This is a genomic window from Tsukamurella ocularis, assembly GCF_965138335.1.
GTDB classification, from domain to species: Bacteria; Actinomycetota; Actinomycetes; order Mycobacteriales; family Mycobacteriaceae; genus Tsukamurella; species Tsukamurella ocularis_A.
The window spans coordinates 69,760-90,560 of record NZ_CBCSDV010000019.1 but is presented as its reverse complement, the minus strand read 5'-3'; the positions used below and the strand labels follow the sequence as shown (position 1 = coordinate 90,560).

Sequence of the window (20,801 nt, the reverse complement as noted above, 5' to 3'; positions counted from 1 at the left end):
GTGCCGAGGGTGCGGGGGTGCTCGCGGCCGCGGGGCCGGNNNNCNNCGCCGGCGGCCCGGCCGGGCGGCGCGGATACGACGGCGGGCCGGTCCGCCGTCGCCTTGGTGGCGTCGAGCAGGCGCATCGCGCCCGACGCGCCGCTGCCCAGCCGGGGCGCCGTGATGCCGCGACGCGCCGGAGCGCCGCACCGGCACGCGGTCGTCGCGGGGACCTCGCGCATGCTGAACACGGCGTCGAAGGGTCCGCAACTGCTGCACCGGAATTCATAGGTAGGCATGTGTGGACCGTATTCCTTTCGTCCGGTTCCCGAGGGGGAACTACCGAATCGGTATCGTTTTCGGTGAGTACCGTGTGTCCGTGCCCCCGAAGTCGACCCCGCCGCGTGCGCGGACCCGCAAGGCCAGGATCGCCCGCCGCCGCGCGAAGCGCGTGGCCGCCGCCGATAACGACCTGACCGCCGTCCAGTGGGAGGAACTGCTCGGCCTGTGGGGCGCGTGCGCCTACTGCGGAGGAGCCGGCCCCTTCCAGAAGGACTGCGTCCTACCGATCTCGCGCGGCGGCCGCTACACCCAGCAGAACGTGGTACCCGCGTGCCGTTCGTGCAATGCGAGCAAGTGCAACTCCGAGGTCACGGGGTGGATGCGCCGCAAGAAGCTCGACGAGCGGGCCTTCCTGCAGGGCCACGCCGAGATCCTCATGCACCTGCGGAACACCGACGACGGTGCGCCGACCGGGGAGGTCGGGGCACCGTCGGGCGGAGTGGTCGAGGCTTCCTGACGGAGCTACCTCACCGGCGGATCGGCGGGCAGGACGTGCTCGCCGGACTTGTCCGTCGAGAGGGCCAGCGAGCTGATGTACTGCTTCTCTCCGCTCGGGCCGGGGACGGCGGAGGCGACCATGTCGGGCCGCTCGAACTCGATCCCGGTCACGCAGCAGAGGAGCTTCTCGCCCGACGGGTTGCCGTCCTCGTCGAACATCGGGAGGTCGATCCCGTCGTCGCCGCGCCGCAGGTAGTACTTGCCGCGGGTGGCGACGGCCAGCACGGGCGGCAGCACCAGTGCGAGCACCAGCGCGACGAGCGGCGAGTAGGGCTGCAGGCCCGAACCGAGGAGCCCGAAGAACGCGGCGATCGACAGGCCGCCGGCGACGATCAGGGTGACGACGCCGACCGGGTTGAGGTCGTAGAGCATGCCGCGCCGGAACTCCGGGTCCTTGGGCGAGATCTTCAGCAGGTACTTGTTGATGGCGATGTCGCTGGCGACGGCCACGATCCAGGCGATGCCCAGGTTGGCGTAGAAGCCGAGGATCGAGTTGAGGAAGCTGAACATGTCGGCCTCCATCAACACCAGCGCGATCGCCACGTTGAGCACCACGAAGACGAGGCGGCCTGGGTAGGTCTTGGTCACGCGGGTGAAGCTGTTGGTCCACGCCAGCGAGCCGGAGTAGGCGTTGGTCACGTTGATCTTGATCTGGCTGATCACCACGAGGATCACGGCCAGGGTGACGGCGAGCCAGCCGGGCAGGAAGTCCTGGTAGATCTCCACGAACTGGTGCACGGGCTCGTTCGCGATGCCGGCGTTGTCCGCGGTCTGCGCGATGAGGTAAACGGCGAGGAAGAGGCCCACGACCTGCTTGATGGCGCCGAAGACGACCCAGCCGGGCCCCGCGGTGAGCATCGCGGTCCACCAGGCGCGCCGGTTCTGCGCGGTCTTGGGCGGCATGAACCGCAGGTAGTCGATCTGCTCGGCGATCTGGGCGATCAAGGAGAGGCAGACGCCGGCGGCCAGCATGGTGCCGGCCAGGCTCACGCCGTGCCCGGCGGGCGTGGCGGAGACGACGTTCCCGGCACCGTCGCGCACGATGTCGGTGCCCGAGTACGCGAAGAAGTCGCCGATCGCCTCCGGATGACTGAAGAGCAGGTAGGCGAACGGCAGCACCATCATCACGAGCCAGATGGGAGTCGTCCATACCTGCAGCTTCGCGAGGGTGTTCATGCCGTAGATGACCAGCGGGATCACCATGACGGAACTGACGAAGTAGCCGACGGGCAGCGGGATGCCCAGGCCGAGCTTGAGGCCCTGCGCCATGATCGCGCCCTCGAGCGCGAAGAAGATGAAGGTGAAAGAGGCGAAGATGACGTTGGTCAGCACCGAGCCGTAGTAACCGAAGCCGCTGCCGCGGGTGATGAGGTCGAGGTCGATGTTGTACCGCGCCGCGTAATAGGACAGCGGCAGCCCCGTCGCCATGATGACGATCGCGAAGAAGCCGATACCCAGGAGCGCGTTGCCCGTGCCACCGGCGATGCCGATGTTGGCGCCGATCGCGAAGTCGGCGAGGTAGGCGATGCCGCCGAGCGCCGAGGTGGCGACCACGGCGGGGCCCCACTTGCGGTAGCTGCGCGGCGCGAACCGGAGTGTGTAGTCCTCGAGCGTCTCGCGCGCGGCGGCGTCGCGGAGCTTGGTCGACGGTGCGCCTTCGGCCTCCGCGGGTTGCAGTGCGGTCACGGTTGTCCCTTCCGGCCCGCACCACCCGGTGCGGGGTTGGGGAGAATCGTGCTCGCGGGGCGTTCGGCCGGGGTGACTGCGCCGTAACGGACCGGTTACGGGGTCGGGCGGCGGATGACGGCGGTGTTTCCGGGCTTCGCCCGCGTCTCCGCGTCCTCCTTGCGCTTCACGGAATCGCGGATCTGGTCGATGTTCTCGCGCAGCATGTCGGCGACCAGCTCATCGGTCCGCTCGTCGGCCAGCACCTGCAGCACCATCCGGAAGGTGGTGTCCACGATGAGCTGGATGATCTCGTCGTGGAACGGGATGTACTTGACCCGCTTCGTCTGCGGGTCGTTCTTGATCGTCTCGAGGATCATCCCGCTCATCTCGGGCTTGTTCTCCTCGAGCGCGGCGGCGATGTTCTTCGTGTAGTGGCCGGACTTGAGCACCTCGGCGACCTCGTCGAGGACGGCGACGGTGATGGGGCGCTTGACCGCATCGACGACGGTGTCGGTGGCCCGGTTCACGACGGCCGCCGTGATCCGGTCGCCGTAGATCCGGTCGATCGCGCGGGCGAGGCGGGCCAGCGCCACCGCGATCCGGATGATGCGGAACGCGCGCGGGATGGGCGAGGTCACCACGACGGCGGGGATCATGCCCAGGATCTCGTACCAGTTGACCAGGAGGAACCGGTGGTGCCAGCCCACCTGACGCCAGCGCCACAGGAACTCGGCGGCGAAGATCGCGCAGATGACCGCGTCCACGATCAGGACGGCGTTGAGCGTGGTCGGCGAGACGTCGAAGAAGGTGATCCAGACGATCAGTCCCACGGAGACGAAGGCGAGCGCCACCATCGCCCAGTCCGTCCACAGGACGGGAGGTTTTCGCGGGTAGGGAGCGAGTCGGGCGTCGGTCGTGGCGTTCATCGGGTCCGACACTACTGAGACGCGGGCCGAGGGGAGGCCTGTCCGCGCGGACCGGCTTCTGCGCGCGGCGCCGCGATCAGGCGGCGGGCGGCAGGTGGCGCTGCACGTCGTCGATGATGCGGCCGGCGCCGAGGACGCCGATCCCCACCATCCAGGTCTCGTCGTCGACCGCGAACGCGCGGTCCGCGGCCACGGCGGGCAGCGCGCCCCACCGATCGGTCACGGTCTGCCGGGTGGCGGCCGAGTTGGCGCCGGGTGTGTGGAAGACGTAGTCGCCGTTGATCTCCGTGAAGTTCTCCAGCGACGGCTCGATCATCGAGTACTCGCTCCACGGCTTCGGCGGGATGCTGAAGCCCATCGCGGTGATCACGCTGCCCGAGAACGTGCCGGGGCCGTAGATCCGGAACGTGCCGTTCGCCCGCCAGCGCACGATCGAGACCGACTTGCCGGGGGCGCCGACCTTCCGGCCCACTTCGGCGGCGCGGGTGTCGAGTGCGGCGAGCTGCTCGGTCATCTGCTGCGAGCGGTTCACCGCCAGCGCGGTGATGTTCGCCTGCTCCTTCCAGTTGGTGCCGGTGTCCACCGAGTACACGGTGGGGGCGATGGCGGAGAGCTGCGGGTAGAGCTTCTCGTGCCGGACTTTCGAGCCGATGATGAGGTCGGGCTTCAGCGTGGCGATCTCCTCGAGGCTGGGGCCGGAGATCAGGCCGACGTTCGCGGTCCCGTCGAGCTTGTCGCGCAGGTACCCGGGGAAGCCGTCGTTCGCGGCGGCGACGGCGGCGCCGACCGGCTTGATGCCCAGCGCGACGAGGGCGTCCGTGTGCGGCGAGTCGATGACCACGATGCGCTGGGGGTTCGTCGGCACCTGCGTCTCGCCCATGGCATGGGCGACGGTGCGCGTCTCCGTCGGCGCGGCGTCGGCGCCGGACCCGCAGGAGGCGAGTGTCACGGCGGCGGCCACCGTCAGCGAGGCGGCGAAGAAGCGGCGGCGGTTCGGTCCTGGCGCGATCGTCATGCCGGAAAGATAGCATTCGGTTAGGCTTACCTTTACAGAAGGTCGGGGTGTGCCTGCGCTCCGAACGCCGCCCGGTAGCGTGGAGGGGTGGCGAAGCTCTGGGCGATCAGTGACCTGCACGTCGGGCACCGCGGCAACGAGGGGATCGTCGAGCGGGTCCAGCCCGAGTCGTCCGACGACTGGCTGATCCTGGCGGGCGACCTCTGCGAGCGCACCGATCAGCTCGACGAGGTGCTCGGCGCCCTCGCTCCGCGGTTCGAGAAGCTGATCTGGGTCCCCGGCAACCACGAGCTCTACACCACCTCGAAGGACCCGATGCAGGTCTTCGGTGGGGCGCGGTACGACCACCTCGTCGAGATCTGCCGGCACCACGGCGTGCTCACGCCGGAGGACCCGTTCCCGGTCTTCGAGGACGCCGCCGCCGGGCCCGTGACGATCGTCCCGATGTTCCTGCTCTACGACTACAGCTTCCGCGACGAGGGGCTCACCGTGCTGCAGGCCCTGGCCCGCGCGAAGGAGAAGAGCGTGGTGGCCACCGACGAGTTCCTGCTCTCGCCCGAGCCCTACGCCACGCGCGACGCCTGGTGCCGGGCCCGGCTGGAGTACACCCGCCGCAGGCTGGCCGCGCTGCCCGCGGGCACCCGGACGGTACTGGTGAACCACTGGCCGCTGCGCCGCGAGCCCACCGAGGTGCTGTTCTACCCGGATTTCGCGCTGTGGTGCGGCACCGTCGAAACGCGGGACTGGCACGTGCGCTACGACGCCGAGGCCGTCGTGTACGGCCACCTGCACATCCCGCGCACCACCTGGTACGACGGGGTGCGGTTCGAGGAGGTCTCCGTGGGGTACCCGCGGGAGTGGCAGGAACGGGGCCTGCCCGATCCGCTGCTGCGCCGGATCCTGCCCGCGCCGGAGTACACCGAGGAGTCGCTGGGCCACTACGGCGTGCACTTCGAGGTGGATCCGAAGTACCGGGACGACCCGGAGAGGTTCGCCGCCGAACGCGCGGCGGCCCAGGAGCGCCTGAGCGACCGCCGCGTCGCCGCGCGGGAGCGGATCGCCGAGCGTCGGGCGGCGCGGGAGTCCGGCGCCGGGCCCGGCGGCTCCGGGGAGTCCGGTCGCGCGGCGCGCGCGAAGGAGGGGGAGAAGTGATCCTGCAATCGATGCTGCCGCGGGGCGTGGTCGCCCGGGAGGCGCACGCCGATGTGGACGCGCCCCTGCATCCGCGCGAGGCCGCACAGATCGCCAAGGCCGTACCCAAGCGGCAGGCCGAGTACGCGACGGTGCGTCACCTCGCCCGAGAAGCGCTGGGCGAGTTGGGTATCGGCGATGCGGTGCTCGTCAAGGGTGAGGGCGGCGGCGTGGACTGGCCGCGCAACGTCGTGGGCGCCCTGACCCACTGCGACGGCTACCGCGGCGCGGTCGTGGGCTACCGGATGGGCGTGCGCACCATCGGCATCGACGCCGAGCCGCATCTCGCCCTGCCCGACAAGGTGCTGCCGACGGTCTCCGTCGAGTCCGAGCGGGAGGTGCTCGCCGCGCGCCCCGACGACGGGCTGCACTGGGACCGCCTCCTGTTCTGCGCGAAGGAGGCCACGTACAAGGCGTGGAACCCGATCACCGGGCGCTGGCTCGGCTTCGAGGACGCGGAGATCACCTTCGACCTCACCGAGCGCACGGACGACGGTGCCGCCGCCGGCACCTTCCGTTCCCGCATCCTCATCGACGGGCGGGCCACCGACGGCGGCGCGCCGCTCGCCGTCCTCGACGGCCGGTGGCGGATCACCGACGGCCTCATCGTGACCTCGATCGCGGTGGTGTGACATGACCTCCAGCAGAGGCTTCCTCGAGCCCGACGGCGCCGGGCTCGTCATCGTCGACAAGCCCGCGGGCCTCACCAGCCACGACGTCGTCGCGCGCTGCCGGCGGGCGATGGGTACGCGCAAGGTCGGGCACGCCGGCACCCTCGACCCGATGGCGACGGGCGTACTGGTGATCGGCATCGAACGCGCGACGAAGCTGCTCGGCCACCTCGCCCTGACCACCAAGGAGTACTCGGCCACCGTCCGGCTCGGCGCCTCGACGTCGACCGACGACGCCGAAGGAGAGGTGACGGGCGGCGCCTCCGCAGCGGGCCTGGCCGACGACGCGGTGCGCGCCGCGATGGCCCCGCTGACGGGCGAGATCGAGCAGGTCCCGAGCAGCGTGAGCGCCATCAAGGTCGATGGTAAGCGGGCCCACCAGCTGGTCCGCGAGGGCGCCGACGTACAGCTCACGGCCCGGCCGGTCACCGTCGACGAGTTCGCGGCGCACGCCTTCCGCCGCGAGGGCGAGTACCTCGACGTCGACGTGACCGTCGAGTGCTCGTCCGGCACCTACGTGCGGGCGCTCGCCCGCGACCTGGGTGCCGCGCTCGGCGTGGGCGGGCACCTCACCGCGCTGCGCCGCACCCGGGTCGGGCCCTACGGGCTCGATCACGCGATCACCCTCGACGAGCTCTTCGAGGCGCCGCGCCTGTCGTACGGCATCGACGAGGCGATCGCCACGGGCTTCGCCACCCGCGAGATCACGGACGAGCAGGCCGTCGATCTCGCGTTGGGTCGATGGCTCGACCCGATCGGCATGCCGGGCGTCTACGCCGCCGTCACCGCCGGCGGCCGTGCCTTCGCGCTGCTGCAGGAGAGCGGCAAGCGCGCGAGCTCGGTCTTCGTGGTGCGGCCGTCCGCCTGAGCGGCTACGCGTCGTCTCGGATGCGGGTCCACGACTCCCGCGGTGAGCCCTCGTCTCCGAGCGTCGGCAAGGTCTGTCCTTCGGACACGAAGCCGATGGCGGTGAGGGGCTCGTGGGCGAGAGCGTGCCGCTCGGCCAGCGCCACCGTCAAGCGTCGAGTGTCCTGGTGTTCCGCGATGGCGCGGCAGGCCGCGACGATGGTCGCTGAGGCGACCGCGGGCGGCGCGTCGGCGCGCAGCCAGTCGATGATCGTAGTCGTGGAGGTACCCCCGTCGACGGTCACCTGAAGCTCGCCGATCGACTCTCCGTCGACGGTCGTGGGATACCGACCGTCGCGCTCAGCGCCGAAAGCGATGTCGAGTCCGTCGTCGGAGCGCGTCCGCGCGGGGAGCGCCCGCGTGGGCGCGACCGCTCCCGTAGTACGACGTGCGCGTAGTCGCCGAACGGCGATCCGCGCCAGGTCGACGGCCGCGTGCGCAGGGGGGAGTGGTGCGCGGCTGGCGGGCAGCGGCTCCGGAGCGATCGACTCGATGACTTCGCGCAAAGAACGTCGATTCTCCGCGGTGTTGTGCAAGACGTAGATGGTGTGGTCCGTGGGTTCACCCGCGTACGGGCGCAACGAACCCAAGGTCTGCAGATAGGTGAAGCCGAGCGATTTGGCCAGCGCGAGCGAGCCGCGGTTCTCGACCGGCTGCACCGCCAGCATCGCGGAGATCTGCGGGAACTGCTCGAACGCATCGAGGACGTCGACCGCCGACATCCACCGCGTGACCGTCTTCGAGTTGGGCAAGCCGGCGACCCAAGTGAGTGTCTCGGCCTGGCCGGTGCGCGGATCGGGTCCGGTGACCGACTGCTGTCCGACGACGCGCGGGCCGTCGCCGTCGTCGACGGTCAGGATGCGCGAGAGCAGGATGTCCTTCGCATCGCGGGCGTTCCACCACTCCTCGGCCCAGGCGGCGGTGGTGTGCTTCGACTCCCACGACACTCCGGGCTCGGTGAACGCCGACCGTAGCCACTCCTCGTGGTCGAGCCTGGTCCTGCGCCATGACGCGCCGTCGGCCAGGCGGAGGTTGCGCAGTTCCACTACGTGGTCGCCGATCTTGTAGCGGCCGGCATTCGTACTCGTCATCCCGTGATGATATTGCAAAAGTCCTCGACATCGCGAACTCTGTGAACCCTCACATGCTCGTGAGATCACTCGGTGCACCGAACGGGCCCGTATAGCGAGCGGACGGCCGGATGATCTTTCCCTGTCGCACCTGCTCGAGGACGTTCGCGGTCCAGCCGACCACTCGGGCCGCACCGAAGGTCGGCGTGAACATCGACGGCGGGAGGCCCACCTCGCTCATGAGCACGCCGGCGTAGAACTCGACGTTCGCGTACAGGCTGCGGCCCGGCTTGAGCTCATTGATCGCCGCCTCGATCTCCGCCTCGACCGCGAGCGCCTGCCGCACCAGCGGCGAGTCGAAGCGGGTCACGATCCGTTTGAGCAGTTCCGACCGCGGGTCGTGCGTGCGGTACACGGCGTGCCCGAAGCCCATGATCTTCTCGTCCCCGGCGATCTTCCCGCGCACCCACTCCCGGGTGCGCGCGGGGTCGCCGATCTCGTCGAGCGCCGCCAGCGCCCGGCTCGGCGCCCCGCCGTGCAGCGGCCCGAGGAAGGCGCCCAGCGCGCCCAGCAGGCACGAGGACATGTCCGACCCCGTCGAGGCGATGACGCGACCGGCGAAGGTCGAGGCGTTGAAGCCGTGGTCGATGGTCGCGACGAGGTAGGTCTGCAGCGCGGCCGCGGCGTCCGGGTCGGTGTTCCCCGTGGACATCCGGAGGTAGTCCGCGGCGTGGCCGGCGCCGGGGTCGGCCTCGACGGGCTCCTCGCCGCGGGCCAGGCGGTGCGCCGCGGCGAGGACCGACGGCGTCACCGCGGCGTAGCGCACCGCGGCCTCGGTCCGCGCGTCCTCCGGGAGGTCCATGAGCGGCCGGTCGCCGAGACCGAGCGCGGCGAGCGCGACGCGGAGTGCGTGCATGGGCTCGGTATCCGGTCCGACGGTGGCCCGCAGCAGGTCGACGGTGCGCCCGTCGAGCGCGCGGAGGTCGCCCACGCGCCGGCGGAAGGCGGCGGCCTCGTCGGGCCGGGGGAGCTCGCCGAACAGGACGAGGTGCCAGGCGTCCTCGAAGGACACCTCCGTCGCGAGGCGGGTCGCGTCGTGGCCGCGGTAGTGGAAGTAGCCCTCCTCGCCGCGGACATCGCCGATCGCGGTGTCGGTGACGATGACGTTCTTGAGCCCCGCCGGGGCGATGAGCGGTGTGGTCATGGGTCGAGTGTCGGCGATGTTGATCAATACCCGCAATGTTGATTCAATCAAGGTCGTGGACCGGTGGATCACGACCTCGGAGGCGGCCGAGCGGCTGGGCGTCAAGCGCGGCACGTTGTACTCCTACGTGAGCCGCGGCGTCCTGCATTCGCGGCGCATGCCGGGGCAGGCGGAATCGCTCTTCGATCGCACCGAGGTCGATTCGCTCGCCGCGGCCAAACACGACGGCCGCCGCGAGGCGGACCGTCTGCTGCGGTTCCGTGCGGTGACCACCCGCGTGTCCGCGCTCCGCGGCGATGCTCTGCATCTGCGCGGGCGTCCGATCGCGCAGGTCTGCGCGGAGATGGACTTCGCGGCGGCGGCGCGCTTCGTGGTGGAGACGGACATCGCCGTGGATCCGCCCGCGGTCGATCTCGACGCGGCGCGGTCGGTGGCGCTGGAGCGGCGGATACCGCTCGCCGTCGCGCTGCTCGCGGCGCAGGATCCGTTGCGGGCGGACCGGTCCCACGTGGCCGAACGTGCGCTCGGCCTGTTGCCGGTGCTCGGGGCTCTCGTCCCCGAGGTCCGCCTCGAGCACCCGTGGGTCGACGCGCTCGCGACCTGCCTCATCGACAATGGGCTGGCGGCGTCCACGACCGCCGCGCGCGTCGCGGCGTCTGCGCGGGCAGGTCTCTACGACGCGCTGCTCGCAGGGTACGGCGCCATGGCGGGGGTGCTGCACGGCGGTGCTCCGGCTGCGGCGTACGCCATGCTCGGCCGGGTGCTCGGGGACGGCGACGTGGACGCGGCGATCGCCGATGCCTCCTGGGGCGGGCACCTCGACGGCTTCGGTCACGTCGTCTACACGGGCGAGGACCCGCGGGCCACCGTTGTGCTGGGCCTGATCCGCGCCGACCAGCCGGATGCACCCGCCCTGCAGGCGGTCTCGGTTCTGACCGACCGGGTGGACCGGGCGGTGAACATCGACATGGCGGGCGCCGTGGTCGCGCACGCGCTGGGACTCCCGGCGCGTGCCACGGAGGTGCTGTTCCAGTACGGGCGCACCGTCGGGATGGCGGCGCACATCGCCGAGGAGTACGAGGAGGCGCCGCTGCGCTGGCGCGGCACGAACACCGGCGGACCGCGATGATCGGCGAGTAGCATCGCGCGCGTGATGACGAGGTGAAGCTGGTCGACGGGATCCGGTCGGGGCTGAGGGCCGCCGCGGACCCCGAGCGGGCGCCGAAGATGCAGGCGTACATGAAATCCGCGATGCCCTTCCTCGGGGTGCCCTCGCCGCAGGTGCGCACCATCACGGCCGCCGTGCGTCGTGACCACCCGCCCGCCGACGTGGGTGAGTTGCGCGCCGCCGTTCTCGCGCTCTGGGACGACGCCGAGTACCGCGAGGAGCGATACGCCGCGCAGAACATGCTGCGCCACCGGCTCGGAAAGGGCGATCCCGCCCTGCTTCCGGTGCACGAGCACATCGCCGTGACCGGAGCCTGGTGGGACCACGTCGACGAGACCGCCCGGCACATCGCCGCGCTCCACGACGCGCACCCGGCGGACACCGCGGCCGTGGTCCGCGCGTGGAGCCGCGGCGAGGACCTGTGGCTGCGTCGCCTCGCGATCCTCTCCCAGCTCGGCCGGAAGGACCGGCTCGACGCCGAGCTCCTGGCGGAGGTGATCGAGCCGGCGCTCGACGAGCCGGAGTTCTTCCTGCGCAAGGCCATCGGCTGGGCGCTGCGCGAGCACGGCAAGACCGATCCGGACTGGGTCCGCGCCTACGTGGCGGCGCACGAAGCGCAGCTCAGTGGGCTCTCCCGGCGCGAGGCGCTCAAGCACCTGTGAGGCACTCCGCCGGCCGCTCCGTGGCGGTGCGGCGCGCGGCCCGGGCGGCCGCTGCGTCCGCCACGGCGAGCGCGGCCGCGACCACCGCCAGGGCGGCGCCGGCGAGGGGCAGTGCGCGATAGGAGGCCCCGACGTCGAGGAGCGTTCCTCCGAGCCACGGACCGGCGGCGATCCCCGCGTTGAACGCCGCGACGGTGAAGGCCGGCGCGAGCGTCGGCGCACCCGGGGCGAGCGCGAAGACCCGCGAGTTCAGCGCCGGGTTGGTGACGAATCCCGCCGCGCCGAGCAGCGCCGCCGCGACCGCCGCGGAGACCGGGTGTCCGAGCGACGCGGCGAGCGCCACCGAGGCGAGCGCGAGTGCCACGGTGCCGCCGGCCAGGATCGATCCGGGCCGACGGTCCGCGAGGCGGCCGCCCATCGCGATTCCCGCGACCGCGCCGACCCCGTACAGCGCCAGCACGACCGGCACCGTCGCGGGTGCGGCGTGCGCGGTCTCGAGGAGCATCGCGCCGAGGTAGCCGAAGGAGATCAGCAGCGCGGCTATCGAGGCCGCGGTGATCGCATACGACAGCCACAACCGGCCCGCGCGCAGGGCGCGGATCTCGTCCCGGGGGCGCGAGGCCGACGCGGTCGGGATGTGCGCGGGCACCGTCGTCGCGATCGCGAGACCCGCGACGACCGTCGCGACGGCCACCGCGACGAAGGTCGCGCGCCAGCCCGCGTGCTGGCCCAGCAGGGTTCCCAGCGGGAGGCCGATCACGGTCGCCAGGGTCAGCCCGCCGGCGACGACGCTCATCGCCCGCCCGCGCCGGTCCACCGGGACGAGGGCCATCGCCGTCGTGGCGGCGACCGACCAGAAGCCCGCGTAGACGAACGCTCCGACGAAGCGGGTCGCGAGCAGGACCGCGAAGGAATCGGTGGCCGCGGCGAGCAGATGGGTCAGAGCGAAGACGCCGGTGAAGACCAGGAGCGCACGACGTTTCGGCCACCCGAGGGTGGCCAGCGCAAGTACTGGCGCACCGACCATCATCCCCACCGCGAAGCCGGAGATGAGCAGCCCGGCCCGGGAGATGGAGACGTTCAGGTCGGCGGAGAGCTCCGGGATCAGGCCGGCGAGCATGAGTTCCGACGTGCCCTGCGCGAAGATCCCGAACCCGAGGACGAGGATCGCGGGCGGCATCACAGCAGCGACCCGCCGCTCGCGTCGATCCACTGACCGGTGACCCACCCGGCGGCGTCCGAGACGAGGAAGCCGACTACGCCCGCGATGTCGGCGGGCTGTCCGATCCGCCCGAGGGGGGAGTCGGCGGCCATGGCGGCCCGACCCTCCGGGGTGGCGAGCCGCGCGGCGTTCATGTCGGTCGCCGTACCGCCGGGGCCGACGGCGTTGACCGTGATGGCCCGCGGTGCCAGTTCCTTGGCGAGCGCGTGGGTCAGCGCATCGATCGCGGCCTTCGACATCGCGTACGGCAGGAGGGCCGGGTTGTACGAGCCGTGCGTGAAGCGCGTGGAGATGTTCACCACCCGACCGCCGTCCGCGAGGCGGGGGAGAGCGTGCTGGAGGACGAAGAAGGGTGCGCGGGTGTTCACCGCCAACACCTGGTCGAAGACGTCCGGCTCGACGTCGGCGAACGGGATCCGCCCGCCGAGGATCCCGGCGTTGTTGACCACGATGTCGGCGCGCGGCGCCTCGCGGTCGTAGTGCTCCCACAGCTGTGCCGGCGCATCCCCGTCGGCGAGTTCGGCGCGGATCGGGAACGCCCGGCGGCCGCGCTCCTCGATCGCGCGCACCACCCCTTCCGCTGCCGCGCGGTCCGCGCCGTAGTGGACCGCCACCGTCGCCCCGCGGTCGGCGAGGTCGTCCGCGATCGCGCGGCCGATCCCGCGACTCGCTCCCGTGACCAGTGCGTACTTGCCTGCCAGATCGTCGCTCACGTGCTCCGCTCCATTCCGTAGTGACTGATACGGAAAGAACGTAACAGCAATTCGTAGTGATCGCTATACAATGAGGTCATGGCGACGACGAACCGCGGCAGACCGCGCTCCTTCGACCGGGACGCGGCGCTCGATGCCGCGGCCCGGCTGTTCTGGGAGAAGGGCTTCGAAGCGACCTCGATCCGCGATCTCACGGAGGCGCTGGGGATCGAGGCGCCCAGCCTGTACCGCGCGTTCGGCGACAAGCGGCGGCTCTTCGAAGAGGCCGTCGGCGAGTACGACCGCACATACGGCGGGTTCATCGGCGCCGCGCTCGCGGAGGAGGCCACGGCGCGCGACGTCGTGCTGCGGCTGCTGGCGGAGGGGCCGCGGCGGTACACGCGGGCCGGCCTGCCCCGCGGTTGCCTGGTGGTGAGCGGCGACGCCGGTACGGCGGACGCCGCGATCACGGGCTACATGACCGCGATGCGGTCCGCGAACGTCGTGCGCCTGGCCGAGCGCATCGGTCGCGACGTCGAATCCGGGGACCTGCCCGCCGCCGTCGACGCGCTCGCGCTGGCCCGCTTCGTCTTCGGGACCCTGAACAGTCTGGCGGAGGCGGCCCGCGAGGGCGTGCCGGTCGAGGAACTGGAGGCGGTCGCGGCCGTGGCCGCGACCNCCTGGCCGGTCAGCTCCTGACCCAGATGGCCTGCGCGGCCACGTCGCCCAGGTCGAGCGGCGCACCGCCGTCGACGGTCACGGCGACCGTCCCCAGGAACTTGCGCAGTTCCACGACCTCGATCCGCGCGTCGGGCGCGATGCCGACCTCCTGGAAGTACCGCAACATCTCGGGGTCGGAGTCGGAGATCCGGGCGACGGTGCCCGACTGCCCGGCCGCGAGCTCGGAGAGCAGGCAGGCGTCGGGCGTGGGGACGGTGCCGTCGGGCTGGGGGATGGGGTCGCCGTGCGGGTCGCGATGGGGGTGGCCGAGGCGCTCGTCGAGCCGCGCGAGGAAGCGCTCGGACACGGCGTGCTCGAGGACCTCCGCCTCGTCGTGCACCTCGTCCCACCCGTAGCCGAGCTCGGAGACCAGGAACGTCTCGAGGAGCCGGTGCCGGCGCACCATCGCCGTGGNCGCCGCGCGGCCGTCGTCCGTGAGCGTGACCGCCCCGTACTTCTCGTGGTCGACCAGCCCCTGGTCTGCGAGCTTGCGGATGGCCTCGGACGCGGTGGACGCGGAGACGCCGAGCGCATCGGCGAGCGACTTGGTCGTGACCTTCACATCGGACCACTCCTGGGCGGTCCAGATCTGCTTGAGATAGTCCTGCGTGACCGCGGACAGGTCGCCGACGGGGCGCGGCGAATCGGGCAGGGGAGGCTTGGGCACGCACCCACCATAGGCCGTCCGATAGGGTGAGTGCGTGCTTCGCTGGCGAGGGCTCGATGACGTTCCCGCGGACTGGGGACGCTGTGTGGTGACGATCGGCGTGTTCGACGGTGTACACCGTGGACACGCCCAATTGATCGCACGAGCGACCGCGGAGGCCCACGAACGTGGCCTCCCCGCGGTCCTCATGACGTTCGATCCGCATCCCGCCGAGGTGGTGCGGCCCGGCTCGCATCCGCCGCAGCTGACCACGCTGACGCGGCGCGCCGAACTGGCCGAGGAGCTCGGCATCGACGTCTTCTGCGTGATGCCCTTCACCGCCACCGTGATGGCGCAACCCGCGGAGGACTTCGTGCACTCCGTGTTGGTCGAGCGGCTGCACGCCGCCGCGGTCGTGGTCGGGGACAACTTCACCTTCGGGTACCGCGCCCTCGGCAACGTCGAGATGCTCGCGCAGCTCGGCAACAAGTTCGGCTTCTCCGTCGACGCGGTGCCGCTCCTCACCGAGCACTCGGTGACCTACTCGTCGACCTACATCCGTTCCTGCGTCGATGCGGGTGACGTCAAGGCCGCGGCGGAGGCGCTCGGGCGCCCGCACCGGGTCGAGGGCGTCGTCGTGCGCGGCGACGGCCGCGGCCGCGAGCTCGGCTTCCCGACGGCGAACGTGGCGCCGCCGATGTTCGCGGCGATCCCCGCCGACGGCGTCTACGCCGCCTGGTTCACAGTGCTCGGCGTGGGTCCCGTGGTCGGCCAGGTGACGCCGGGCGAGCGATACCCGGCGGCGGTCTCCGTCGGCAGCAACCCCACGTTCTCCGGACGCACGCGCACCGTCGAGGCCTTCGTGCTGGACACCTCGGCCGATCTCTACGGTCAGCACGTGGCGGTCGACTTCGTGGACCGCGTGCGTGGCATGGAGCGGTTCGACTCCGTCGAGTCCCTGCTCCATGCGATGGGTGGCGACGTGGACCGGACCCGCGCGATTCTGGGAATCCCCTGACCCCTGGTAATGTGGTCTCTCGTGCCTGCTGCGGTTCGCGGTGGCGGCACGGAATTCTGACGACGCGATACTGGAACAAGGAGCCTCGCATGGCGCTGACCACCGAGCAGAAGAAGAGCATCCTGGCCGAGTACGGCCTGCACGAGACCGACACGGGCTCGCCCGAGGCGCAGGTCGCGATGCTGACCAAGCGCATCACGGACCTGACCGAGCACCTCAAGGAGCACAAGCACGATCACCACAGCCGCCGCGGCCTGCTGCTGCTGGTCGGCCGTCGTCGTCGCCTCCTGAAGTACGTCGCGTCGGTCGACATCAACCGCTACCGCACGCTCATCGAGCGTCTCGGCCTGCGTCGCTAAGAGCCTTCACCGAACGGCCCGCTCCGGATCTCCGGGGTGGGCCGTTCGGCGTTTCCGGGGCACGCGCCTCACGATGTCGACGTTTCGCGGGGCGCGTGTGTTCTCCCGCACCTCGGGCCGCGCAGAACTCGACATCCTGAGCGAATCGAGTGTGCTTCAGCCACGGCCGAGGAGCGTGCCGCCGTTGACCTGCAGGATCTGGCCGGTGGTCCAGCCGGCGTCGGGCGCCGCGAGGTAGGCCACCGCGGCGGCGACCTCCTCGGGCGTGCCGGGGCGACCCGCCGGGATCTGGGCGACGCGATGGTCGTGCAGCTCGGACGTCAGGCGGTCGGCCCAGAATTCCGTCGCCGGGACGAAGCCGGGCGCGACCACGTTCGCCGTCACGCCGTCCGGTGCCAGTTCGGTGGCGAGTCCCGCCGACCACGCGTGCAGCGCGCCCTTCGCAGCCCCGTACGGCCCCGGGCCGCGAAGGCCCGCGATCGAGCTGATGGAGACGATCCGGCCGCCGGGGCGGGCGAGGTGCGGGCGGAGCGCCTCGGTCGCGAGGACGGCCGTGATCACGTTGAGCCGGAAGGTCGTCGCGTACGAGTCCGCGACCGCCGCGAGGGTGTCGGGCGCGCCGTCGCGGGCGGGGTTGCCGCCCACGTTGTTCACCAGGACGTCGACGGCGCCGCCCGCGCCGATCCGGTCGGCGAGGGCGCCCACCGAGTCGGGGTCGGTCAGGTCCGCGGTCTCGGCGAGTACTCGATCGGTGCCGACGTCGGCGGCGATCGCGGCGGCGGCCTCCCTCAGGACGCCCTCCCGACGGCCCACGATGATCACGTCGTTCCCGTCGGAGGCCAGACGGTGCGCGATCGCCCGCCCGATGCCCGTGCCGCCGCCCGTCACCACTGCGCGTCTCTTCATCGTTCGAATGTCTCACGATCTCGCTCGGCCCGTCGGGCGAGCCGGCGTCACGCGCCGCCGCCGTGGGCGATATTCACACTGACCGTATCGGTATCGCCACCGGTGCACCGGCGTCCAGTCCTGGCGCCCGGAACATCAGCGGTCTGGTGATTCCCATGACGATCGAATCGCGCGTCGTCGCGCAGAGCACCGCCGACCCGATGAGTGTGCACTTCTCCGCGCCGGCCGGGCAGTCGCAGTTTCCCGTCGACTCCCGGCGGCGGCACCGTGCTGCGCTGATCTGCGCCGACGCCGGCGCTCGCGGTCCGGCGCCCGAGGAACTCAGCGGTCCTGGGGCTTGACGAACGGGAAGGCCAGCGTGGCACGGATGTTCACGCCCGCGAGCAACATGACGATGCGGTCCACGCCGATGCCCAGGCCGCCCGTCGGGGGCATCGCGTAGGAGAGCGCATCGAGGAACGACTCGTCCAGTTCCATCGCCTCCGGATCGCCCGCGGCCGCGGCCATCGATTGCGTCGTGAGTCGCTCTCGCTGGTCGATCGGGTCGGTCAGCTCGGTGTACGCGGTGCCGAGTTCGGCGCCGAAGCCGACCAGGTCCCACTGCTCCGTGAGGCGCGGGTCGTCGCGATGCCTGCGGGCCAGCGGTGATACCTCGATCGGGAAGTCGCAGTAGAACGTGGGGAACTCGGTCTGCTTCTCCACCAACGCCTCGTACAGCTCCATCACGAGCTTGCCGGCCGTCGCGCCGCGCGGCACCGCCACGTGGTGCCGCGCGCAGACCGCAGCCACCTCCTCGAGGGTCGACGCCGAGGTCAGCTCGACGCCCGACGCCTTCGAGACCGCGGAATGCACCGTGACGACGGGCCATTCGGCCGTCAAGTCCACTTCGCGCGTGCCCCCGGCACCGTCGGGCCGCACGGCCACCGGTCGGCCGTTCACCGCGACCGCTGCCGCCAGGATCACTTCCCGCGTCAGCGTCCGCATCGTCGTGTAGTCGCCGTACGCCTCGTAGGCCTCGAGCGCGGTGAACTCGGGGTTGTGCGTCGCGTCGGCACCCTCGTTGCGGAAGTTGCGGTTCAGCTCGAAGATCCGGCCCATCCCGCCGACCGCCAGCCGCTTGAGGTAGAGCTCCGGCGCGATCCGCAGGTACAGCCCCATGTCGTAGGCGTTGATGTGCGTGGTGAACGGGCGGGCCGCGGCACCGCCGTGCACCGATTGGAGCATCGGCGTCTCCACCTCGGTGAAGTCGCGGCCGACGAAGACGGCCCGCATCGCGGCGACCGCGCGCGACCGCCGGTACAGCAGCTCGACCGCGCCCGCATCCGTGATGAGCTCCAGCGGTCGGTTGCGGGCTCGGGTCTCGTCGCCGAGCCGTGCCCGCGTCTTGGGGACGGGGGAGAGGCATTTGCCGGCCATCGCCCACGCGGTGAGGAGCACCGACGGCTCGCCCGTGCGGGATCGGATCACCTCGCCGGTCACCGAGACCAGGTCGCCCATGTCGATCGACCTGCGCCACAACGACCGCACGTCGTCCGGGGTGCGATCGTGCTCCGCGACCACCTGCAGGTGGTCGCCGTCCTCGTGGAGGTCGACGAAGGTCACGCCGCCGTAGTCGCGCACCGCCCGCACCCGCCCGGTGACCGAGACGACGGAGCCCGCGGCACCGTCGGGCGGGAGGGCGCGCGCCTGCTCCCGCACCTCGCCGAGCGAGTGCGTCCGCGGCACCGACGGGGGATAGCCGGGTATCCCGGCGTCCTCGAGCGCCTGCAGCTTGCGGCGCCGGACCCGCTGTTGCTCGGAGAGCCGCACGGGCGGCGCTTCGCGGCGCAGGAGGCGTTCCTCCTCGGCGAGCAGCCGGTCGACGAACTCCGCATCGCGCGGGAACTCGTCCGGGATCGACGGTCCCGCCAGGAACTTCGGACCGATCTGCGGCAGGAAGCCCTCCGCGGTGCCGACGGCGATGCCGGCGCGGACGGCGCTGAGCGACGGGTCGTAGCAGAGGATGCGGGGAACCCAGTCCGGCCGGTACTTGTCGTTGGAGCGGTACAGGGATTCGAGCTGGTAGAACTTCGACGCGAAGCTGAGCACCGAGTCCACCATCCGGGTGATGGGTCCGGCGCCGACGCGGTCCGCCTCGGAGAAGACGGACCGGAAGACCGCGAAGTTCAGCGAGATCCGGCGGATGCCGATCTCCCCGCAGTGCTCGATCAGCTTGGCCACCATGAACTCGTTGAGGCCGTTCTCGGCGTCGCGGTCGCGCCGCATCAGGTCCAGGGAGAGGCCCCGCGTGCCCCACGGCACGAAGCTGAGCAGGCCCCGCACCGCCCCGTCGGCGCTGTGCGCGGAGACGAGCACGCAGCGGCCGTCCACCGGGTCGCCGATCCGGTTGAGCGCCATCGAGAACCCGCGCTCGGTCTCCTCGCCGCGCCACTGCTCGGCGAGCTCGGCCACCTCGGCGAGATCCGCGGCGGAGAGGTCGCCGTGCCGCCGGACGCGGAGCGTGTAGCCGGCGCCGGCGACGCGGGTGACCGCCTGGCGGACGGCACGCATGTCCCGGCCCTTGAGGGTGAAGGCATCGACGTGGATGATCGCCTCGTCGCCGATGGTCAGCGTGCGCAGGCCGGCGTCCTCGTAGACGGCGGCGCCGTCGGCGCTCGCCGCGAGGACGGCGGGGTAGAGGCTGTGCGATCGGCAGTCCTCGATCCAGGCGGTGACCGCCGCGGGCCAGGAGTCGCGGTGCCCGATCGGGTCGGCACTCGCCATCGACACGGGCCCGACGGCGCGGCAGGTCACCACCGCCCGCCGGTCCGGGGAGGCGATCACCGCCTTGTCGCGCCGGGTGGCGAAGTAGCCGAGCGAGTCGTCCTCGCCGTACTCGAGGAGCAGCCGGCGCACCTCGAGCTCCTCCGGCTCGGTCATCAGCTCGTCGCCGCGACCGGCCCGCCAGAAGGCCATGAGCGCGAGGATCAGCACCGACGCCGACAGCACGCCCGCGAGCGAGTACAGCCACAGCGGACCCGAGTGCCCGTTGAGCGCCACGTCGATCCGCCGCGGCACTGCGACGCCGAACGTGGACCGCAGCGACCACACGAGGATCTCGACCGTGCCGTCCAACCGGTTCGCCCCGCGGCCGGGGAAGGTGTAGGCCAGCGCGACGACCACCAGGTACACGCCCACGAAGCCGCCGACCAGCACGCCGACCGCGGCGCGCCGCGAGCCCCGCGCGAGTTTCGCGGGGTACTGCGGGCGGGCGGCGATGACGAAGGCGAGGCAGACGGCGCTGATGGCCGCCGTGAGGGCCGCACCCGGAAGGGAGAACCGCACCGACACGTACGCCTCGATGTACGACGGAAGGTGGCGCACCTCGTCGGGATCGAGCTGATCGGTGGCGACGATCACCAGCGTCGCGATGTTCACCAGCACCTGGAGCGACATCATGATGACGGCCACGGTGTGCGCCGCCCGCAGTCGGCGGCGGAGTGCGCCGAGCAGCACGGTGAGGGCCGCGACGAGCAGCAGGCTCGGGTGCGAGGGGATGCCGACGATGCCGAGGAGGTCGGCCACGAGGGGCAGGACCCGGTCGCTGCGGATGACCACGCCGAGCAGGGAGACGATCCCCGCGGCGGTGATCATGTGCGCGAGCCACGTCGCCGTCGCCTCCTGCACGCGCTCCCGGCTGGTGTGCGACACGGAGATCCTCCTCGGGCTGTGCGCACGGCGTGTGCGACTCACGTGGAAAAGACTCCCGATGATAGCCTTGACGCAGGTCCGTCCGACGTCGGTGCCGGTAGATCCGGTCGCCGATGTCTGCGGTGCGCCGTCACGGTGTCATTCCCCGCGGGGTGGTCCTCGGTAGTGGTTGCCGGAAGCGTCGTCGAGTTCGACGGGCGGGTCCGGCGGCTTCGATCGATGACCGCGCCCACGTCGCCCCGCCGCCA

At 71.4% G+C, this 20,801-nt stretch carries 20 protein-coding genes and 2 pseudogenes; 10 read left to right on the top strand and 12 right to left on the bottom strand.

Annotated elements, in window-relative coordinates:
• Positions 1-46: 46 nt before the first annotated feature.
• Positions 47-278 (bottom strand): FmdB family zinc ribbon protein (locus ACNAYW_RS17235; protein ID WP_415850885.1); only part of this gene is annotated, 232 nt, incomplete at its 3' end.
• Positions 279-358: 80 nt separating this feature from the next.
• Here ACNAYW_RS17235 and ACNAYW_RS17230 point away from each other — a divergent pair.
• Positions 359-778, top strand: coding sequence for an HNH endonuclease (locus tag ACNAYW_RS17230; RefSeq protein ID WP_415850884.1), 420 nt, complete (start codon positions 359-361; stop codon positions 776-778).
• A 5-nt stretch (positions 779-783) separates the two neighbouring features.
• Here ACNAYW_RS17230 and ACNAYW_RS17225 read toward each other — a convergent pair whose 3' ends face one another.
• The 3 genes from ACNAYW_RS17225 to ACNAYW_RS17215 form a co-directional block, all read right to left on the bottom strand.
• Positions 784-2,505, bottom strand: coding sequence for a purine-cytosine permease family protein (locus ACNAYW_RS17225; RefSeq protein WP_415850883.1), 1,722 nt, complete (start codon positions 2,503-2,505; stop codon positions 784-786).
• 95 nt (positions 2,506-2,600) lie between these two features.
• Positions 2,601-3,413, bottom strand: a complete 813-nt coding sequence (locus tag ACNAYW_RS17220; protein WP_415850882.1) for an ion transporter — start codon at positions 3,411-3,413, stop codon at positions 2,601-2,603.
• Positions 3,414-3,489: 76 nt separating this feature from the next.
• Positions 3,490-4,428, bottom strand: a complete 939-nt coding sequence (locus ACNAYW_RS17215; RefSeq protein ID WP_415850881.1) for an ABC transporter substrate-binding protein — start codon at positions 4,426-4,428, stop codon at positions 3,490-3,492.
• Positions 4,429-4,515: 87 nt separating this feature from the next.
• Here ACNAYW_RS17215 and ACNAYW_RS17210 point away from each other — a divergent pair, with 87 nt between their 5' ends.
• From ACNAYW_RS17210 to truB, 3 genes are read left to right on the top strand one after another with little or no spacing between them, the layout of a single operon-like run.
• Positions 4,516-5,580 carry a metallophosphoesterase family protein gene (locus ACNAYW_RS17210; RefSeq protein ID WP_415850880.1) on the top strand — a complete coding sequence of 355 codons (1,065 nt, stop codon included), beginning with the start codon at positions 4,516-4,518 and terminating at the stop codon, positions 5,578-5,580.
• Entirely contained in the window at positions 5,580-6,251 is a 672-nt protein-coding gene (locus tag ACNAYW_RS17205; RefSeq protein WP_415850890.1) for a 4'-phosphopantetheinyl transferase family protein, read from the top strand. The genes ACNAYW_RS17210 and ACNAYW_RS17205 overlap by 1 nt, the downstream gene beginning before the upstream one ends.
• 1 nt (position 6,252) lies before the next feature.
• Positions 6,253-7,158 carry a tRNA pseudouridine(55) synthase TruB gene (gene truB, locus ACNAYW_RS17200; RefSeq protein ID WP_415850879.1) on the top strand — a complete coding sequence of 302 codons (906 nt, stop codon included), beginning with the start codon at positions 6,253-6,255 and terminating at the stop codon, positions 7,156-7,158.
• Between the two features lie 4 nt (positions 7,159-7,162).
• Here truB and ACNAYW_RS17195 read toward each other — a convergent pair whose 3' ends face one another.
• The gene (locus tag ACNAYW_RS17195) at positions 7,163-8,287 is read right to left on the bottom strand and encodes a GNAT family N-acetyltransferase (protein WP_415850878.1); all 1,125 of its coding nucleotides are present in this window, start codon (positions 8,285-8,287) and stop codon (positions 7,163-7,165) included.
• 49 nt (positions 8,288-8,336) lie between these two features.
• Complete coding sequence (locus ACNAYW_RS17190; RefSeq protein ID WP_415850877.1) at positions 8,337-9,470, bottom strand: citrate/2-methylcitrate synthase; 1,134 nt, start codon at positions 9,468-9,470, stop codon at positions 8,337-8,339.
• A gap of 55 nt (positions 9,471-9,525) precedes the next feature.
• On the opposite strand from ACNAYW_RS17190, the gene ACNAYW_RS17185 reads away from it, so the two are divergent.
• Positions 9,526-10,599: a citrate/2-methylcitrate synthase gene (locus ACNAYW_RS17185; RefSeq protein WP_415850876.1), complete on the top strand. Its 1,074-nt coding sequence runs from the start codon at positions 9,526-9,528 to the stop codon at positions 10,597-10,599.
• A gap of 32 nt (positions 10,600-10,631) precedes the next feature.
• A complete protein-coding gene (locus ACNAYW_RS17180) occupies positions 10,632-11,300 on the top strand; it encodes a DNA alkylation repair protein (protein WP_415850875.1) in 669 nt (222 codons plus the stop codon).
• On the opposite strand, the gene ACNAYW_RS17175 is transcribed toward ACNAYW_RS17180, so the two are convergent.
• A complete protein-coding gene (locus ACNAYW_RS17175; protein ID WP_415850874.1) occupies positions 11,287-12,480 on the bottom strand; it encodes a Cmx/CmrA family chloramphenicol efflux MFS transporter in 1,194 nt (397 codons plus the stop codon). The genes ACNAYW_RS17180 and ACNAYW_RS17175 overlap by 14 nt on opposite strands.
• Positions 12,480-13,235, bottom strand: a complete 756-nt coding sequence (locus tag ACNAYW_RS17170; protein WP_415850873.1) for an SDR family oxidoreductase — start codon at positions 13,233-13,235, stop codon at positions 12,480-12,482. The genes ACNAYW_RS17175 and ACNAYW_RS17170 overlap by 1 nt, the downstream gene beginning before the upstream one ends.
• Before the next feature lie 78 nt (positions 13,236-13,313).
• Between ACNAYW_RS17170 and ACNAYW_RS17165 the strand changes: the two are divergent.
• Positions 13,314-13,892 (top strand): annotated as a pseudogene (locus ACNAYW_RS17165) (TetR/AcrR family transcriptional regulator); the annotation flags it as partial.
• A gap of 10 nt (positions 13,893-13,902) precedes the next feature.
• On the opposite strand, the pseudogene ACNAYW_RS17160 reads toward ACNAYW_RS17165, so the two are convergent.
• Together ACNAYW_RS17160 and ACNAYW_RS17155 are read right to left on the bottom strand one after the other, a co-directional pair.
• Positions 13,903-14,348, bottom strand: a pseudogene (locus ACNAYW_RS17160) (metal-dependent transcriptional regulator); the annotation flags it as partial.
• A 1-nt stretch (position 14,349) separates the two neighbouring features.
• On the bottom strand, positions 14,350-14,601 hold a 252-nt coding region (locus ACNAYW_RS17155), incomplete at its 3' end, for a metal-dependent transcriptional regulator (RefSeq protein ID WP_415850872.1).
• A gap of 34 nt (positions 14,602-14,635) precedes the next feature.
• Between ACNAYW_RS17155 and ACNAYW_RS17150 the strand changes: the two genes are divergently transcribed.
• Together ACNAYW_RS17150 and rpsO are read left to right on the top strand one after the other, a co-directional pair.
• On the top strand, positions 14,636-15,598 hold the full coding sequence (locus ACNAYW_RS17150) for a bifunctional riboflavin kinase/FAD synthetase (RefSeq protein WP_415850871.1): 963 nt from the start codon (positions 14,636-14,638) through the stop codon (positions 15,596-15,598).
• A gap of 89 nt (positions 15,599-15,687) precedes the next feature.
• Positions 15,688-15,957 carry a 30S ribosomal protein S15 gene (rpsO, locus tag ACNAYW_RS17145; protein WP_415850870.1) on the top strand — a complete coding sequence of 90 codons (270 nt, stop codon included), beginning with the start codon at positions 15,688-15,690 and terminating at the stop codon, positions 15,955-15,957.
• 156 nt (positions 15,958-16,113) lie between these two features.
• Here the strand turns inward: rpsO and ACNAYW_RS17140 are convergent, their stop codons facing one another.
• The gene (locus ACNAYW_RS17140) at positions 16,114-16,863 is read right to left on the bottom strand and encodes an SDR family NAD(P)-dependent oxidoreductase (RefSeq protein WP_415850869.1); all 750 of its coding nucleotides are present in this window, start codon (positions 16,861-16,863) and stop codon (positions 16,114-16,116) included.
• 155 nt (positions 16,864-17,018) lie between these two features.
• On the opposite strand from ACNAYW_RS17140, the gene ACNAYW_RS17135 reads away from it, so the two are divergent.
• Entirely contained in the window at positions 17,019-17,204 is a 186-nt protein-coding gene (locus ACNAYW_RS17135) for a hypothetical protein (RefSeq protein ID WP_415850868.1), read from the top strand.
• On the opposite strand, the gene lysX is transcribed toward ACNAYW_RS17135, so the two are convergent.
• Positions 17,185-20,553: a bifunctional lysylphosphatidylglycerol synthetase/lysine--tRNA ligase LysX gene (gene lysX, locus ACNAYW_RS17130; protein WP_415850867.1), complete on the bottom strand. Its 3,369-nt coding sequence runs from the start codon at positions 20,551-20,553 to the stop codon at positions 17,185-17,187. The genes ACNAYW_RS17135 and lysX overlap by 20 nt on opposite strands.
• Positions 20,554-20,801 lie beyond the last annotated feature (248 nt).

What these genes read in the sequence shown, in the direction of transcription:
- ACNAYW_RS17220 (WP_415850882.1), bottom strand. Translation starts at nt 3,413, where the DNA reads ATGAACGCCACGACCGACGCCCGACTCGCTCCCTACCCGCGAAAACCT.
- ACNAYW_RS17215 (WP_415850881.1), bottom strand. Translation starts at nt 4,428, where the DNA reads ATGACGATCGCGCCAGGACCGAACCGCCGCCGCTTCTTCGCCGCCTCG.
- truB (WP_415850879.1), top strand. Translation starts at nt 6,253, where the DNA reads ATGACCTCCAGCAGAGGCTTCCTCGAGCCCGACGGCGCCGGGCTCGTC.
- ACNAYW_RS17195 (WP_415850878.1), bottom strand. Translation starts at nt 8,287, where the DNA reads ATGACGAGTACGAATGCCGGCCGCTACAAGATCGGCGACCACGTAGTG.
- ACNAYW_RS17190 (WP_415850877.1), bottom strand. Translation starts at nt 9,470, where the DNA reads ATGACCACACCGCTCATCGCCCCGGCGGGGCTCAAGAACGTCATCGTC.
- ACNAYW_RS17175 (WP_415850874.1), bottom strand. Translation starts at nt 12,480, where the DNA reads ATGCCGCCCGCGATCCTCGTCCTCGGGTTCGGGATCTTCGCGCAGGGC.
- rpsO (WP_415850870.1), top strand. Translation starts at nt 15,688, where the DNA reads ATGGCGCTGACCACCGAGCAGAAGAAGAGCATCCTGGCCGAGTACGGC.
- ACNAYW_RS17140 (WP_415850869.1), bottom strand. Translation starts at nt 16,863, where the DNA reads ATGAAGAGACGCGCAGTGGTGACGGGCGGCGGCACGGGCATCGGGCGG.
- ACNAYW_RS17135 (WP_415850868.1), top strand. Translation starts at nt 17,019, where the DNA reads ATGACGATCGAATCGCGCGTCGTCGCGCAGAGCACCGCCGACCCGATG.